At 69.8% G+C, this 15,344-nt stretch carries 19 protein-coding genes; 8 read left to right on the top strand and 11 right to left on the bottom strand.

The window, feature by feature from the left end:
* Positions 1 to 39: 39 nt before the first annotated feature.
* The 3 genes from ABIH81_RS26040 to ABIH81_RS26050 are packed head-to-tail and all read right to left on the bottom strand — an operon-like array spanning position 40 to position 1,701.
* Positions 40 to 621, bottom strand: coding sequence for a dihydrofolate reductase family protein (locus ABIH81_RS26040; RefSeq protein WP_349877503.1), 582 nt, complete (start codon positions 619 to 621; stop codon positions 40 to 42).
* Positions 622 to 653: 32 nt separating this feature from the next.
* Positions 654 to 1,154, bottom strand: a complete 501-nt coding sequence (locus ABIH81_RS26045) for a DUF6597 domain-containing transcriptional factor (RefSeq protein ID WP_349877504.1) — start codon at positions 1,152 to 1,154, stop codon at positions 654 to 656.
* Positions 1,155 to 1,209: 55 nt separating this feature from the next.
* Positions 1,210 to 1,701, bottom strand: a complete 492-nt coding sequence (locus ABIH81_RS26050) for a hypothetical protein (RefSeq protein WP_349877505.1) — start codon at positions 1,699 to 1,701, stop codon at positions 1,210 to 1,212.
* Between the two features lie 212 nt (positions 1,702 to 1,913).
* Here ABIH81_RS26050 and ABIH81_RS26055 point away from each other — a divergent pair, with 212 nt between their 5' ends.
* Positions 1,914 to 2,180, top strand: a complete 267-nt coding sequence (locus ABIH81_RS26055; RefSeq protein WP_349881201.1) for a nuclear transport factor 2 family protein — start codon at positions 1,914 to 1,916, stop codon at positions 2,178 to 2,180.
* Positions 2,181 to 2,259: 79 nt separating this feature from the next.
* Complete coding sequence (locus tag ABIH81_RS26060; protein WP_349877506.1) at positions 2,260 to 2,913, top strand: Type 1 glutamine amidotransferase-like domain-containing protein; 654 nt, start codon at positions 2,260 to 2,262, stop codon at positions 2,911 to 2,913.
* 15 nt (positions 2,914 to 2,928) lie between these two features.
* On the opposite strand, the gene ABIH81_RS26065 is transcribed toward ABIH81_RS26060, so the two are convergent.
* Entirely contained in the window at positions 2,929 to 3,870 is a 942-nt protein-coding gene (locus ABIH81_RS26065; RefSeq protein ID WP_349877507.1) for an AEC family transporter, read from the bottom strand.
* Between the two features lie 246 nt (positions 3,871 to 4,116).
* Positions 4,117 to 4,677, bottom strand: coding sequence for a TetR/AcrR family transcriptional regulator (locus tag ABIH81_RS26070; RefSeq protein ID WP_349877508.1), 561 nt, complete (start codon positions 4,675 to 4,677; stop codon positions 4,117 to 4,119).
* Between the two features lie 75 nt (positions 4,678 to 4,752).
* Here ABIH81_RS26070 and ABIH81_RS26075 point away from each other — a divergent pair, with 75 nt between their 5' ends.
* Both ABIH81_RS26075 and ABIH81_RS26080 read left to right on the top strand, forming a co-directional pair.
* On the top strand, positions 4,753 to 5,733 hold the full coding sequence (locus tag ABIH81_RS26075; protein ID WP_349877509.1) for an alpha/beta hydrolase: 981 nt from the start codon (positions 4,753 to 4,755) through the stop codon (positions 5,731 to 5,733).
* Positions 5,734 to 5,866: 133 nt separating this feature from the next.
* Positions 5,867 to 6,442 carry a GIY-YIG nuclease family protein gene (locus ABIH81_RS26080; RefSeq protein WP_349877510.1) on the top strand — a complete coding sequence of 192 codons (576 nt, stop codon included), beginning with the start codon at positions 5,867 to 5,869 and terminating at the stop codon, positions 6,440 to 6,442.
* A gap of 20 nt (positions 6,443 to 6,462) precedes the next feature.
* Here the strand turns inward: ABIH81_RS26080 and pyrE are convergent, their stop codons facing one another.
* The 5 genes from pyrE to ABIH81_RS26105 all read right to left on the bottom strand — a co-directional run bounded on the left by pyrE (position 6,463) and on the right by ABIH81_RS26105 (position 10,343).
* A complete protein-coding gene (gene pyrE / locus ABIH81_RS26085; RefSeq protein WP_349877511.1) occupies positions 6,463 to 6,987 on the bottom strand; it encodes an orotate phosphoribosyltransferase in 525 nt (174 codons plus the stop codon).
* A 111-nt stretch (positions 6,988 to 7,098) separates the two neighbouring features.
* On the bottom strand, positions 7,099 to 7,458 hold the full coding sequence (locus ABIH81_RS26090; RefSeq protein ID WP_349881281.1) for a hypothetical protein: 360 nt from the start codon (positions 7,456 to 7,458) through the stop codon (positions 7,099 to 7,101).
* Positions 7,455 to 7,685 carry a hypothetical protein gene (locus ABIH81_RS26095; RefSeq protein WP_349877512.1) on the bottom strand — a complete coding sequence of 77 codons (231 nt, stop codon included), beginning with the start codon at positions 7,683 to 7,685 and terminating at the stop codon, positions 7,455 to 7,457. The genes ABIH81_RS26090 and ABIH81_RS26095 overlap by 4 nt, the downstream gene beginning before the upstream one ends.
* Positions 7,686 to 7,785: 100 nt before the next feature.
* A complete protein-coding gene (locus ABIH81_RS26100) occupies positions 7,786 to 8,979 on the bottom strand; it encodes a helix-turn-helix transcriptional regulator (RefSeq protein ID WP_349877513.1) in 1,194 nt (397 codons plus the stop codon).
* A 164-nt stretch (positions 8,980 to 9,143) separates the two neighbouring features.
* On the bottom strand, positions 9,144 to 10,343 hold the full coding sequence (locus tag ABIH81_RS26105) for a helix-turn-helix transcriptional regulator (protein WP_349877514.1): 1,200 nt from the start codon (positions 10,341 to 10,343) through the stop codon (positions 9,144 to 9,146).
* Positions 10,344 to 10,520: 177 nt separating this feature from the next.
* Here ABIH81_RS26105 and ABIH81_RS26110 point away from each other — a divergent pair, with 177 nt between their 5' ends.
* The 4 genes from ABIH81_RS26110 (at position 10,521) to ABIH81_RS26125 (ending at position 14,603) form a co-directional block, all read left to right on the top strand.
* Positions 10,521 to 11,267 (top strand): GntR family transcriptional regulator, encoded by a 747-nt coding sequence (locus ABIH81_RS26110; protein WP_349877515.1) that lies wholly within the window; start codon positions 10,521 to 10,523, stop codon positions 11,265 to 11,267.
* Positions 11,268 to 11,324: 57 nt separating this feature from the next.
* Positions 11,325 to 11,900 carry an HD domain-containing protein gene (locus tag ABIH81_RS26115; RefSeq protein WP_349881202.1) on the top strand — a complete coding sequence of 192 codons (576 nt, stop codon included), beginning with the start codon at positions 11,325 to 11,327 and terminating at the stop codon, positions 11,898 to 11,900.
* A gap of 145 nt (positions 11,901 to 12,045) precedes the next feature.
* Positions 12,046 to 13,011, top strand: a complete 966-nt coding sequence (locus ABIH81_RS26120; RefSeq protein ID WP_349877516.1) for a hypothetical protein — start codon at positions 12,046 to 12,048, stop codon at positions 13,009 to 13,011.
* A 341-nt stretch (positions 13,012 to 13,352) separates the two neighbouring features.
* A complete protein-coding gene (locus ABIH81_RS26125) occupies positions 13,353 to 14,603 on the top strand; it encodes a hypothetical protein (RefSeq protein ID WP_349877517.1) in 1,251 nt (416 codons plus the stop codon).
* Positions 14,604 to 14,767: 164 nt separating this feature from the next.
* On the opposite strand, the gene ABIH81_RS26130 is transcribed toward ABIH81_RS26125, so the two are convergent.
* On the bottom strand, positions 14,768 to 15,274 hold the full coding sequence (locus ABIH81_RS26130) for a hypothetical protein (protein WP_349877518.1): 507 nt from the start codon (positions 15,272 to 15,274) through the stop codon (positions 14,768 to 14,770).
* Positions 15,275 to 15,344: the final 70 nt, after the last annotated feature.

The raw sequence follows: 15,344 nt of genomic DNA on the forward strand, positions 1-15,344 counted from the left end.
CCTGCCGACCACCGTGCAGCCGAGGCCTCATCGGAGCGGTCAGCGGCGCACCCGATAGCGCAGGTGGAGCACCCGATCGCCCTGGATCACCACGTCGGGATCCGCCAGCAGGTGCTGCGCGTCGACGGACCCGAAGTAGCGCTTTCCGGACCCGAACACCACGGGTACGACATCCATGCGTACCTCGTCGACCAGGCCCGCGGCGAGCACCTGGCCTCCGACGTCGCCGGCGGCGACCTCGACGATGCGGTCCCCCGCAAGCTCCTGCGCCCTGGCCACTGCCGCCTCGACGCCGTCGACGAAGTGGAACGGCGTGTCGTGGTCCCAGCCCTCGGGTGCCGGCCGGTGCGTCACGACGACCACATGGTCGATCCCGCTCGGCGGCGTTCCGTCCCAGCCGTCGGTCAGGTCGAAGACGTGCCGGCCGACGACAGTCACAGCGATCTGGTCCCAGTACGGCCGGATGTAGTCGTAGGAGGTCTGCGACACCGTCAACGCGCCGCTGTCGTCCAGCGGAACGTCACCGCTTGTCAGCCAGTCGAACAGCGGGCCGGGCTGGTCGTTCTCGTCCGCGACGAAGCCGTCCACCGACACCGAGCTGTACAGGACCACAGTGCCCACGCGGGCTCTCCTCTGCCTTGGGTGCCCCCAAGCTAGCGTGCCGTGAGCTGCCGTTCTTGTAGGAAATCAATCGGCCGGCAGCGGCCAGCCGTCCATCGCGTGGCCGGGGTGTTCGCGCAGGAACCGTCGCCGGACCTCGATGTGCCGGGTCGGTGTGAGCCCGGTGAACTCCCGGAACTGCACCACGCCTGCTCCAGCGTCACCGGCCGGTCGCACAGCTCGACCGCCGGCATCGGCAGGAACGGCGCCAGACCCCACGGCTTGACGTGTACGCCGACCGAGCGTGTCGGGCTCGGATAGCCGAACTCGAACGCGCGGGTGGGCGTGGTGATCACGCAGCCGTCGGCGTACTCGGTCGTCTCGATGTCGGTGCCGCCGCGGACGCGGAACGGCGCCCCGAGGTTGACGACGAGCAGCGTCGCCGGCATCGGCGGCAGCGTCAACCGAGCGTACGGGGGCGTGCCCGCCAGGTAGTAGAGGTCGTCGATCAGCCCGTCCAGCGGCGGTCGCGGCGCTCTGGACACGTACTTCACGCCCACAGCATCGCGGACGCCCCGCCGTCGTCGCCGACGCCCCGCCGGGGCCGGTTCACGAAAGGCCGGCGCCGCGCGCGGAACCGATCACCAGGAAGGTGTTGTCGGGCCACTCGTAGGACTGGTCGTCACCCGCCGGCGCCGGCCGGAGGAAGACGATTTGCACCGTGCGGGGCCACCAGCGGGTCGGCTCCGACCAGGAGCACCGCACCCGCCGTTCCCCCGTGTCGGCGCAGTCCCCGGCCTGCTTCCAGCCGTCGAGCTGCCCGGCGACAGCCGACCGGACCTGCTCCCAACCGGTCGCGGACGGCATGGCGTACGTGTCGACCTCCGGACCACCGCGGTCGTTGCGCAGATCGACGGAGACCTCGGCCGCCCGGTTGTCGACGACGGTCTCGTACGCGCCTTCCGGAAGCAGCGTGGACGCCCCCGGCGGCACCGCGACGGAGACCGGCTCACCAGCGGCGGCCCAGCGCACCCCGGCCACCGTCGCGGCCGCCGCACCCAGTACGACAGCCGCCCCGGCGATCACAAGAGGAACTCGCACAGCCGGGAGTCTATGAACACGGTTCCAGCCGGAGGGGCTGAGGCGATCTGGCGCTGGCGGTTCTGCTGACCGCTAAGCGGGCTTCATGAGGCCTCGTTCACCGGTCATGCTGGCTCGATGGATGTGCCGAGACGCCTGACGTCCCAGGCTCTGCTCACGAACCACTACGCGGCCTTCAACAGGCGTACATCCCCACACTGCTGGCCGCCATGATGCCGGATGTGTCCTGGCCCAACGGGTGGGAGGGAGGCGTGGTTCGCGGCCGGGAGCAGGTGGGTGCCTACTGGCGCCGGCAGTGGGACCAGCTCGAACCTGTCGTCACGCCGATCGCGTTCCGCACGGAGGCCGACGGCCGCATCGCCGTCACTGTGCATCAGGTGGTCCACGACAAGGCCGGAGCGAAGCTCGCCGACCACACCGTCACGCACGTCTACCGCCTCGACAACGGCCTGGTGACGGCGATGGAGATCCGCGAGTGACGCGACGTGGGGCGATGAGTTTCGATACGGTGCCCGGTCTGCATTCCCGTGCACCCAACCGCTGCCATCGGAGGTAGGCGTGAAGCTTCTTCTCACATCCGCAGGCGTCCAGAACCCGAGCATCCAGGATGCGCTGGTCGATCTGCTGGGCAAGCCGATCGCCGAAGCCAGTGCCCTCTGCATCCCCACGGCGGCCTACCCGATGGGCGGGCCGGCCTCGGCGTGGCGCTTCATCACCGGTCAGACGCCGCTGCCCATGACCGGCCTGGGCTGGAAGTCGCTGGGCGTCCTCGAACTGACAGCGCTGCCCAGCATCGGCCAGGAGCACTGGGAACCCTGGGTCCGCGAGGCCGACGTCCTGCTCGTGCACGGCGGCGACGCGACGTACCTGTGCCACTGGATGCGGCAGTCCGGGCTGGCGGACCTCCTGCCGTCGCTGCCGGACACCGTCTGGGTCGGGCTGAGTGCGGGAAGCATGGTGCTGACCCCACGGGTCGGCAAGGAATTCGTCGAGTGGCAGTCCGCGCCCGACGACCGCACGCTGGGGCTCGTCGATTTCTCGATCTTCCCGCACCTGGGTCTCGAGCCGGACAACACCATGGCTCATGCCGAGAGCTGGGCGGCCGAGATCGCCGGTCCGGCGTACGCGATCGACGACCAGACGGCCATCACGGTGACCGACGGCACCGTCGAGGTCGTCTCCGAGGGGCACTGGAGGCGGTTCCCCTCGTAGCGGTGATCGGCCGAGCTACCCGAGCAGCGCCGCGGCCGCGGCCACTGTGGCCAGTGACAGCGTCGTGGTCACCACCACCGCCCGGTTGGCCACCGCCTCGCCGACGCCGTACTCCTGGGCGAAGATGAACGTGTTCTGGGCTGTGGGCAGGCCCGCGCACACCACCACGGCGAGCATCTGCGGTGCGGACAGCTGCAGGGCCAGCCCGGCCGCGTACGCGATGGTTGGCTGTGCGACGAGCTTCAGCGCGCTGATCGCGGCCAGCTCGGCGGGCCCGGCCGGCTCGGCCGGTTCGGCCGGTTCTGCCGGTGCCGGCGCCGTGCGGCGCAGCGACGCGCCGAGCGCGACCAGGGCGGCCGGAACCGCGGCGCCCGCCAGCAGCGTCAGCGGCGCGGCGGCCGCCGACGGTAGTTGCAGGCCGGCAACCGAGCACGCGACACCGAGCAGCGACGCCAGGATCACCGGATTGCGTACGGGCAGGGAGGCGATACGGCGGACCCGTACCCGCCCGGCCGGGTCGCTGTGCCGGTCCAGGGCGACCAGGATCACGGGCGTCACCACCAGCACCTGGAGCAGCACCACCACGGCCAGGAACGACACGTCGCCGAGAACCTGCGTGGCGATCGGGATGCCGAGGTTCGCCGAGTTCACGTACCCGGCGGCCATGCCCCAGATCGGCCGTTCGCCGGGCTCGCGTCCGAACAGCCGGCTCGCGCCGACCCATCCGAATCCGATCACCGCGGCAGTGCTCACCCCGAAGGCGAGCAGCGAGCGGCCGGCGAACCCGGACAGCGGCATCCGCGCCAGGGCCAGGAACAGGGCGGCCGGCATGGCGAGCTGGAACACGAACCGGCCGAGCACCGACGCCGCCGCCTCGCCCAGCAGGCCCCAGCGGCAGGCCGCGTAGCCGACCGCGGTGAGGATCCAGATCGGCACGAACGCCGACACCAGGCTCATCCGGGCGTCACCGGCGGGCGGGCATGGCGCCGGCTCAGGAGTCGGCAGGCGTCCGGGGCGTACGAGCCGAGAACCCCGGCGAGGGAAGCCACGCCTTCAGCCTCGCATCCCGTCCGGACCGGTGCGGAATGCGCCTGCTCATCTCGCCACTGTCAGCGACTGGTGGGGCCTTCAGCAAGCGAGCCGGGCAGGTGCGGACCGGAAAGTCGGCGGAGGGGTCCAGGGGTCGCAGCGCCTGAGCCCGGGCTAGCGGAGGGCGCGCAGGACCATCTCGACCAGGGCGTCGACGTCGGCATCGGCCATCGGCTCGCCGGTCATGCCCATGCGGTGGAGCAGGGCGCCGACAACGACATCGATGAAGAAGAGAACCCGGTTCTCCGGTTCGCCGAGCGCCTCCTGGAACGCGAGCCGGTAGGGGTCCTGCAACTGTGTGGAGAGGATGTGGCGCAGGGCGGGATCGTTGACGGCATCGGTGAACACGCCGGCGAATGCCGCGCCGATCCCGGGTTCCCCGATCTTCGCCGCGATCCAGCGGACAGCTGCCGACATGATCTCCTCCCGGCTGGCGCCCGTCAGCGGCGGCGGACCGAACGCTTCGACGAGGCAGGCGGTGATCAGCGCGCCCTTCGACGGCCAGCGACGGTAGATCGTGGTCTTCGCGACGCCTGCCGCAGCGGCTATGCGATCGACGGTGGCGTGCGTGTAGCCGAGCTCGTGGACCGTGCTGAGCGTTGCTGCGAAGACCGTGGCGTCGACGCCGGAGCGGGGACGGCCGGGTGGTCTGGCGGGTGTGGTTGCTCGGGCCATGGTCACACCATAGCCAGTTATGCTACTTCTAGTATCGATACCTCAGGTAGCGTATTGCCGTGTCGAGGAGGAGCCATGAGCCACACCATCGGTATGCAGCGGCTGCCGCTGAGAATCCGGCTGCTGCACGCCCTGCGGAAGGAGCCGGACTGGTTGACGATGCCGGCCGAGGCGCTGGACGAGTTCCGCGTCGCGGAGAACCGCAGGCGGGCTTCTGGTCTGGCGCGACTGATCACCGGATTTCCGGACCGCGGGGCCACGATCGGCTGGCAGCAGCTGGCGCTGCCTGACCGTGTGCTCCAGGTCCGGGTGTACCGGCCGTCGTCCGGCGGCGGCCGGGCCGGCCTGCCGCTCGTGCTCCACGTGCACGGCGGTGGGTTCGTGGGCACAGCGGTGCAGAGCGACTGGGTCAACAGTCACCTCGCCGGTCGGCTGCCCGCAGTGGTCGTGTCGGTCGAGCACCGCCTGCTCGCCCCGGGGATCTCGCTGTCAGCGGCTGTCGACGACGGTTGGGACGTGCTGCGCCACGTCGTGCAGCACGCCGCGCAGTGGGGAGTCGACCCGGCACGGGTCGCTGTCTTCGGAGAGAGTGCCGGTGCCATGGTGGGCGCCCTGGCCGCGATCCGGGCCAGGGAGTCCGATCTGATGTTGCGGGCGCAGGTGCTGGTCAATCCCTGTGTCGATCTGACCTCGACGACGTTCGACTACGCCTCGATGAGCGAGCACGCCACCAGCCCCACCCTCACCGTGGAGCAGCTGGAGCTGTTCCGCCGGCTGGCCGTTCCGGAAGGAACGGACCCTCGTGCCGTGTCACCGCTGTATGCCGACGACCTGAGCGGGCTGGCACCGGCGCTGGTGGTGGTGCCGACACACGACCCGATGGCCGATCACGGACGTACGTACGCGGAACGGTTGCGCGAGGCCGGGACGCCCGCGCAGCTCGCCGAACATCCCGGAGCGACGCACGCGTTCCTCAGCATGCCGGGCGTGGTGCCACAGGCCAAGTCAGCACGAAAGGAGATCACCGAGTTCCTCCGGGACCGCCTCGCTGGATGACGGCCCCGCGATCTTGTGCCTCTGACCGTGGACTCTCCGCAGGTGAGACGCACGAGATCGCAGGCCACGGGTTCCGAGCCGGTATCCGGGTCGGCCGCCGGTAGCGATGCTGCGGGCACATAGCATGGTCTTGATGACCATTCCCGAAGCACGACCGGACGACGTCCCTACCGACGGAGCCCGGGTCGAACAGGCACTGCGGCTGCTCTCCGGCATGCCGGTCGGACTCGACGTCGCCGTCAAACGGCTCGCCCGTGGCGGCGGCGTCTACGCCTGGTGGGCCCCGCCTTCAGTCCTTCCCGACCTTCCGGGACCGCCGAACGACAACGACCCGTCACAACGGCTGCTCTATCTCGGGCGGGCGACCAGCCTGCGCGGCCGGATCCTGCGCAACCACCTGAGGCGTTCGGGCAGTTCGACTCTGCGCCGTACCCTCGCCGGGCTTCTCGTCTCCGAGGGTTACCGGACGACCTGGACCGACCGGGTCGTCCTGGTCCCCGAGGACGAGACACGCCTGACCGCGTGGATGCACGAGCACCTGCGCCTGACCTGGGCCGAGGACGCCGAGCCGACGGTCATCGAGGCCGAACTCGTCCGGCGCCTGCACCCACCGCTCAACGTCCACGGCGTCGACCCCGAGCACATCCAGGCGGCCGTGGTCGCCGCCAAGAACTCGTACAACGCCAGCAGCGGCCCGAACCAGCCCTAGCTATAGGTGGAGTTCGAGCCTCACGCCATCAGTGCGGCTTCCAGATCCCGCCGAGTGAGGGCGGCGCGGAGTTGCAGCCCTTCGGCCGCCAGGTTCTCCCGCCCGCCCTGCTCGCGGTCGATCGCGCAGACCACCGTATCCACCTGGGCGCCGACGGACCGCAGTTGCCCGCACGAGGCCAGGAGCGCGCCTCCCGTGGTCACGACGTCCTCGATCACGACGACCCGCAGGCCGTTCACCGGCCCGCCCTCGGCCACCTTCGCGGTGCCGTACTCCTTCGCCTGCTTGCGCACGAAGACTGTGGGCAGCCCGGTCAGCTGTGACATCACCGTGGCGAGCGGAATGCCGCCCATCTCCATCCCCGCCAGCACGTCGCACTCCGGGAGCAGGGCCACCATCGCCTCGGCGACCTCGCGCAGCAGTTCCGGCTTCCCCTCGAACAGGTACTTGTCGAAGTACTCGTCGCTGACCTGCCCGGATCGGAGAGCGAACCGGCCGGTGAGATGGCAGGTGTCGTAGACGCGGCGCGCGAGCGGGTGAGTCACCCGCCCAGTCTCGCACCTGGCTGGAATCAAACGATCCGTCGGATGCGTACCCTTGGGCGCTCGTTACGCAGGTGACCCAGCTTGTGCTGACGGACCTGCTCCTCAACCCGCTCACCGCAGCCACCCGAGGAACCGCCGGTGCAACGACCCCGCCGGCGCCCAGCTCAGATCCGCCGTCGCCCGCACCAACTGCGCCCCCAGGTACACCGCCAGCGACACCGGCGCACCCTCGTACTCCGCAAGCAGCTCCCGCCGCCGCGTCGCGCACGGCCACGGCGCACCGCACCCACCGCACGACCAGACCGGCAGTACCGGCCCGTGGGTGCTCACCCGCGCCTGCCGGCTGGTCTCCCATGCGACCTGCCAGCAGGGGTACGGAGTCAGCCGCGCCCGCCACAGCCGGCAACCCACGCACATCCCGTCCAGACCCCGTACGTGCACCGCCAGGATCGACTGTTCCACGGTGCTCACTCCGCCAGCTCCGCCTGACCCGGCGAGCGCCCTCCACGCAGCCGCTGCGCCTGGTCGAGCAGTCGCTCCTGCGCCGCCCGTTGCTCACGTTCCTGATATCGCGGCCCGGCAACCGACTGCGATACCGGGCGTCCACGCAACAGGCGCACCCATCTGCCCAGGCCGTACCACGTCAACACCGAGTCCGCCTCCTCGGCCACCGTCAGGACGCGGCGCGGATCTCTCACCCAAGGACATTCAGGTGACGAAGAATCCGCCGCCGCCGGCGGCCTGGACGCTACGAGCAGTCACGAGCGGCGACGGGGAAGGTTTGTACCCGAGGGAGGGCTACCCCTGGACGCCGATCGCCAGCCCCAGCTCACGAGCGTCCTCACCAACCGTGCCAGGACGATTCGACAGTTCCAGCGCTGCCGTACGGGCATAGGGGTTGTGCCGCACCGTATCGACGCTCTCTCGCAGCGCGCGGCCGAGTAGATGGATCGCCGCCACCTCGCCGCGATCGAGCAGGTGCGCGCGGGCGGCGTCGATCAGCGCTGCCGCGCGACGGGTTCGTGAGGGCAGCGCTGAATAGTCCGCCGTGTCGGCACGTCGGATCGCCTCACCGGGACGGCACAGGTCCGTCTCGATCGTGACGCCGTAGGCCGTGCACGCCGCCGGCCCGAACATCAACCACGGGTGGGCGTATCTGTCACCGAGCCGGCTGGCCGCTTGCTCGGCGGCATCCCAAGCGCGCCATGCCTGCCCCGCGCGACCAGCCTTGCTGTGCCCGAGAGCGATGCCGAGCTGCACCTGGCCCCATCTCGCCAGCTGCTCCCTCCCCGCAGCCGGATCGACCATCGCTGCGGCATCGACGAGCAGGTGTTCCGCGAGGTCGATCTGATTCGAGCTGCGGTAGACATGCGCGTAGTACCAGGCGGCCACGGCGATGGCCGAGGGGTCGTCGGCGTCCTGAGCCGCCCGCATCGCCCGGTCGGCGGCGAGCCACACCAGTTCCGGGTACGGCTGGTGGGCGAGGTACAGCTGCGCGAGGTGGTAGACGCGAGCCAACTCGACCAGAGCCGCCCGACGCGCCTGCCCGTCCAGCCGTCGAGCGCTGCGCTGGGCGTCGCCAAGGAGTTCCGGCAGGACAGCCGCGACAGCCGAACGCTCGACGCTGGACCGATGCCACAGGGACCACGCCTGGTCGACCAACCCACGCAGCACATCGCTCTGCTTGAGATCACCCGCCGGAGCAGCCCGCTGCATCGCCGCAGCCACCGTGTCGACATCCGGGTGACCGGCACGAGTCACCGAAGCCACCGGCAGAGACTGGTCACCGGTCAAGTCCGCCAGATCGGAGATGTCGAGCACCTCGGCCAGACGGATGAGCATGGGAAGGCGGGGCGGGAGCAGACGGCCGTTCTCCAGAGCCTTGACCCATTCGGCACTGCGGCCCACCAGGCCGCCGAGGACCGGACGCGTCTTGCCGGCACGCTCGCGGTACGCGCGAAGTCGGGCACCGAAGGTGGCGGGATCGGTCATCGTCTTCTCCCGGGCGGTCTGAGCGTCGGCTGCCGGTCGCTGCTCCGGCTACATTGCCACCATCGACCGTACTCGCTCGGTAACCGGTCGCGGCAGAGGCCGCCGCACCGCGTTCCGAGTCGATGGTGCGACACCACCGGCATGACCAGCGGCGTAGCCGCTGGTCATGCCGCCAGGCTGATGCCCAGACGCCCGGCCAGCAGATGCAGCTCGTTCGGCACGGCCCGCCGCTTGGCCCGCTGCGCCATCGCGACGACGGCGTCCTGGGCGAGCGGGTTGAGCGAGAACGGCACCGGCGCTGCCTGCTCCGCGCGCACGAACGCCGCGATCGCCTCGTTGTCCCGGCGACCGGAATCGGCCAGTGCCCGCCCGAGGTCGAGCCAGTACGACATCTGCCGGATCGACGCCGCCAGCACCTGCGGCCGTACCGTGCGGGACAGTTCGATCACCCGGCCGGGCTCGCCGGACTCGGCCGCGATGGACATCTCCCACAGCGTCACGTTCGTCGGTCCGAACCCGCAGCCGTTGAACCCCATGCCGTCCGCCGGGTCGCCCAGGGTCGCCGCTTCCCGGTAAGCCTCGGTCAGGTGGTCGCGCGCGGCGTCCGGGCACCCGCTCACCGTCGAGGCCAGCGCCGCCGACAAATGCAACTGGCCGAGCCTCTGCCGGACTCGCTCGTCGGATGCGGCGGACTGAAGTTCCGCGAGGGACCGGTCAGCCACCCGTGCGGCCAGTGGGGCTGACTCGATCGGCAGGCTCTGCGCGTACGCGAAGCGGGTCGCGCCCAGCCACGCGGCCTCGTCCACGTCCTCGGCAGCCGACACCGCCACCCGCGCCGCGTTCAACGCCAGGTGGCGGTACCCGAGGTGCCGCAGGCAGGCCGACGCCTGGTACGCCACCTGCGCGAGCGCCGGTCCGCCGACTGCGGCGGCCTCCAGCAGCAGGCCGGGAAGCATCTGGGCCATGGCCGGGAAGTTCGAGCGGTGGCGGAGCTGCTCACTGCGCGCGATGCCTGCCGCCAGCTCTCCCGGGGTACGCGTCGACGGCCGCCGCTCGCCGTCCTCGATCTCGATCAGTGCCGACCAGATCGCCGGCACGCACTCGGCCGCGCGCTCACGTGCCGGGTCACCCGTCTCGGTGCCCTGACCGAGCAGATCCGCGACCGTGACCTGGAGGGCAGCGGCGACGGCGACCAGTGTGGAACGTCTGTCGATCGTCTTACGGCCGGATTCGACCTGGGAGACGTAGGACTGGCTGACTCCGGCGAGCCCGGCGAGCCCGGCGAGGACGGCCTGGCTCATCCCGCCCCGGCGCATCCGCCAGTAGCGAATCCGGGCGCCGATCGTGTCGGCCTTGCTCGCCATGTCTCGCCTGCCGCCCAGGACGAGGGCTGGGAATTCGGCACCGGCTGCTGAAACCGGCATGCCCACCCGTCAGTGTACGTGGATCGGTGCTCTCGTATTGACGTCGAGCCGGCTCCTCCCTGCCACTCCCCCACGCTCTGTGGTCGACTGGTTGGGCCGACCGGAGGTGCCGCCGACATGCCAACGCCGCCTGCCTACCTGGCAATCGCCGCCGATCTACGCACCGCGATCCTGTCCGGAGAACTCCCCGCTGGAGCGAAGTTGCCGTCCGAGTCCGGCCTGATGCGCCAGTACGACGTAAGCCGGACCGTCGCCAAGTGGGCCATCGCCGTACTGAAGGGCGAGGGCCTCGTGGAGGGTCGCGCCGGATCCGGCGTATACGTCCGAGACACCAACCGGCTGGTCCGTCACGCCCGAGGCCGCGACGTCCGCTCCGCCGACGGCCCGACTTCCCCGTTCGCCCGTGACGCGGCCGATGCTGGGCAGCAGGGCACGTGGGAGCACGACAGCCGACACGAGCAGGCCGATGAGCGGATTGCCGCGCGGCTCGGCATCGAGCCGGGAGCGCCGGTGATGCGAACGTCGTACCGCTTCCTCGCCTACGGCGAACCGATACAGCTCTCCGTGTCCTACGAGCCGCTTGCCGTCACCGAGGGCACTCCGGTCGAGTGGCCCGAGGACGGCTCCGTGAAGGGCGTCGTCGCACGCATGGACACCATCGGCGTACGGGTCGACGAGGTCGTGGAGCGCGTCAGCCTTCGATCGGCGAACGCCGAGGAGGTCGAGGCGCTCAACCTGTCGGCCCGCACGTTCGTGCACACCATCGAGCGGACCTACACGGCGAGCGGCACACCGGTGGAGACGGCCGACATCGTGCTACCAGGAGGCCGATACGACCTCGTCTATCGTCTCCCCATCGACTGACGAGTTGGTGAGGGTGATGCGATGTCGACAAGCTTGCCTGATGAGAGGGCGCTTCCGATGAGGACCGATCCTCACGCAGGAGCCATGAGCTTCATCTTCGAGGCCGGCGTGCTCAAGCGTGCCGCCCGTACCGGATGGTGGTTCGCCGGCGTGAAGCACCCCGAGTCGATCGCCGAGCACTCGTTCCGCACGGCGCTCATCGGCATGATGCTCGCGGCTATGGAGGGCGCCGACCCGGCTCGCGTCTCGATGCTGTGCGTCCTTCACGACACGCAGGAAACCCGGATCACCGACATCCCGCACATCGCCAAGCGCTACCTGACCGCCGCGCCCAACACCGCCGTCACCGCCGACCAGGTCGCCGACTGCCCGCCGGCCGTTGCCGACGTGATCAATGCCGCCGTCGCCGAGTACGAGGCCGGCGAAACCCTGGAGGCGGTGGTGGCCCGCGACGCGGACAAGTTGGAGTGTCTCGTTCAGGCCGTCGAGTACCGGCAGCAGGGCATCGCGGACGTTCAGCGCTGGATCGACAGCTCGCGGGCGGCGCTCAAGACAGCGTCCGCTCACCGCCTCGCCGACGCCGCCCTCAACGGCGCACCGATGGCGTGGCTGAGTCCGCCCAGCCTGACATAGACGTCGGCTGCCGCCCGGCCCTCTCCGGCTTGCACATCTGGCCGATGAGCGGATGGCACGGGGCGCTGTTGCAGACCCTTGTCCCGCCGGGCAGCGGCCGAAAGCATGATCCGCAACGCGCGAAAGAACACTACCCTGCATCGCTGTGCGGTTCTTCAAGAAAAAGCGGGATCTTTCGGGCGACGAGTTGGCGATCAGCGGCTTCCTCGACGACGAGTCAGAACTTTTGAACGAGGCGCTGCTGGATCGGGAGTGGGGCGCAGCCCGCAGGATCCTCGCGGCGGCCGATAAAGAGCACTTCATGTACTACGTAGCGGTGGCTGCCGCTACCCCTGGTGTCGAGGAGTGGATCGACGGACCGATACGGGCCCAGCCAGATGATCCGCTGCCGTTACTCATCGGCGGCGCCCGCGCGATCTCCTGGGCCGGCGAAGCCCGCGGCGACGGCTGGGCCAACACCGTGCCCAAGGATGCCTGGCCCGTCTGGTTCCAGCGCCTCGAACTCGCCGAAAATCTCCTCGATCAGGCCTTGGACCGCCATCCGGCACTGGCCGACGCGTGGCGCTACAAGATCGCCCTGAGCCGCTACCGTCAGCTACCGGCCGTGGAGCGTTGGCGGCGATTCAAACGACTTATCGAAATCGATCCGTCGCATCTGTTCGGGCACGAGGAGATGCTCGACTGCCTGTTGCCCAAGTGGGGCGGCAGCTGGGACGCAGCCTTCCGGTTCGCCCGGGAGCGAACCGCGGCCTGCCCCGCCACTAACGTTCCCTTACTGATCATGAAGGTGCATCGCAACTTCCGCTGGGAGGGCGAGAACGGTGAAAACCGGTACTACCAGCGCCCGGACGTTGCGTCGGAGACCTACGACGCGGCCGAGCAGTCGTTCTGGCATGACGACTACGAGACCACAACCCTGACACCCATCCTCTGGAACTATTTCGCCTTCGCGCTGACCTACGGCCGGTACTTCAAGCAGGCCTGCACCCTCTACGACGCCATCGGCAGCGACTTCGTCCGCAAGCAACCGTGGCATACCGTCGAGCACTACCGCACCATGCGCGACTGGGCCCGCAAGGAAGCCGCCGACCCCCATTACCACGACGAGTGAGCCCAATCCAGGAACGCGTTCTCGTGGTTGGCAGCCGTTATCGACCCGGGTCCGAGAACGCCCGACAGGATCCCTGCGGAGGACGATCCGGTGCGAACATCTAGCCGCGATCCGCGCGGCGATGAGTTCATGAGCGGAAGCGCGCCGAAGGCTTCAGCTGATCGCGACGGGTCAGCCTCGGCCGGCCCTGCGCCTCCTCTTGACAGAAGGCCCGAACCTCGGCCGGACACGAGCACGATGTGTTCACCCGGACCGGCCTCGCCCGAGACCAGGACCGGGGTTGCCGGACCCGGTCGGGCATGATCCACTGTTCCGCGCGTAATACGGGGGGGTGCGGTGGGATGCCTGGTACGACGCTTCTGCCCTGGCAGGCGGGTCTCTGGGTGGCGGGTTGCCTCGAGCGTCTCGCACCGTACGTGCACGCGTGCGGCAGGCCACGAGCGGCGGGGTTCTATCGAGACAGCGTCGACGCGTTCTGGACGGGGCACGGCGAGCTCGCCGCGCCGGACGCGGAGCGAATCGCGGCGGTAGGCGCGAAGCTCAGAGCCCTGTGCGAGGAGTACAGCGCCGAGGCGCAGATCTTCGGGGTCATAGTCAGGGCGGCCGAGGCTGCTCGGCAGTCCACGGCCGAACCCATGGAACAGCTTGTCACGTGGACGGTGGACCTCTGGGCGGAGCTGGGGTCCGACGACGACTCGGGAGACCGGGAGGCGCAGGCGCAGCGGGACACCCTGGCGATGACGCAGCAGCCTCCCGCGCAGGCGGCGGCCCAGATCCGGATCGTTTCCGCCCGGCTCGGCGCCGAATGGGCAGCCCGACTTGCCAACCACGGCCTGCTGAACGCCGACTCTGAGCGACCGGAGATCGTGATACCTCCGCACGATCTGCCCTACCAGGTCGGTGACGTGGTGGCGGTGTCATGCCCGTGGACCCCTACGGTGACCACGCGCGCCGGCAAGTACCACGCGGCGGTGCGCTGGCCGTGGGCCGTGCTCGATCCCGACTCGGCGTACGGGCCGAACGGCAGCTTCGCCTTCCCCGTCGACGAATCTACCGAGCCGTGGTGGCCGTACCAGTTGCGCCCGCCGGCGGCCGAACTCGACGAGGGCGACCGGTGCACGGTTGGCATACCGCCGACCCGGTGCTACGTGGTGCGGTCCAACCGATACGACCCGCCGATGGACGACGGCTTCCTGCCGAGACTGACAGCGAGCATCGCGCTGCTGCCGGCCGGCAGCGGATACGCGGACGCGGCAGACGTGTGGCTGGAGCGTGCCGAGCCATTCGAGATGAAGCTGCTGCACCGCCCATACGGTGCGCTTCGCTCCGGTGACACCGTCGACGACGCGGACGGCCGCCGGCTGCAGTTCGTACCGCCGTTCCTGTTCTACGCCGACGGTGGTCGAGTGCGGCCGGCGTGGCCACTAGCTTTGGTGACCCGGGACGGAGTCACGCCACCCCAGGACGCGGTCGACGCCGTCGCCACCGCGACCGCCGTCGGCAGTCATGCCGACGAAATCGAGCGCTGGCTTACCTACAGTGAGGCGCCGTACACAGTCACGGTCGCCGAAGAACTCTTCGACGAAACCTGAGCCGTCCACGACAGCGAGCAACCGACGCCGCGCTGGTCGACGCGCACCCGGCGCCCGCCTCCGGTCATCGGTTCAACGGTCGGACGCCCGGGCGTTTACCGAGATCAGGTGCACTGATCTGCCGCGAGTTGCTTGCCGTGGCCTGCCGCTGCCGGACTGCGGTATCACCGTGAGTATTCGGCATGCAGTTCGGCGTACGGCCGGCGTCGGTCGGGGTGGCGGCGGCGGGTTCTGCCCATGCCGATCTCGGCGCAACAGTGCGTGCCCGGGTTGCGAGCGCGATGGGCGGGGCACTCCTCGGCCAAGGCGCGGACCTGGTCGGCTTCCAACTCGAACGCTTCGCGGCTGCCGGTGAGCACCAACGTGTCGGCGGCGATGTCCCACCGCAGATGATCGCGGAACTCTCGATGCCGGGCTCGCCGGTGATCGTCGGTCGACCGCGCCGGCCACGCCTGACCGGGTAGGACGACGGTGTGTGGCCGGCCGGTCCCCAACCGGGAACGGACCTGCTTCCACCGCGACGGCGGGAACGCGAGACGGTGGTGCAGCAGCACCAGGTCGAGCGGGGGCCCCCAACTGTGATGGTGGGGACGTGTCGCGCGACGTAGGGGGAGATAGACGATCGTGTGCGGCGACCGGGCAGCCAGCCCCCACGCCAGAGCGAACAGCATCGCTGTTTCCTGGTCGAGGCAGAACTGGGCGCCAAGACGGCCCTCGTACAGACCGGCGAACCCCGGCGGC

The organism is Micromonospora sp. HUAS YX12, from assembly GCF_040215685.1.
GTDB lineage: Bacteria > Actinomycetota > Actinomycetes > Mycobacteriales > Micromonosporaceae > Micromonospora > Micromonospora tulbaghiae.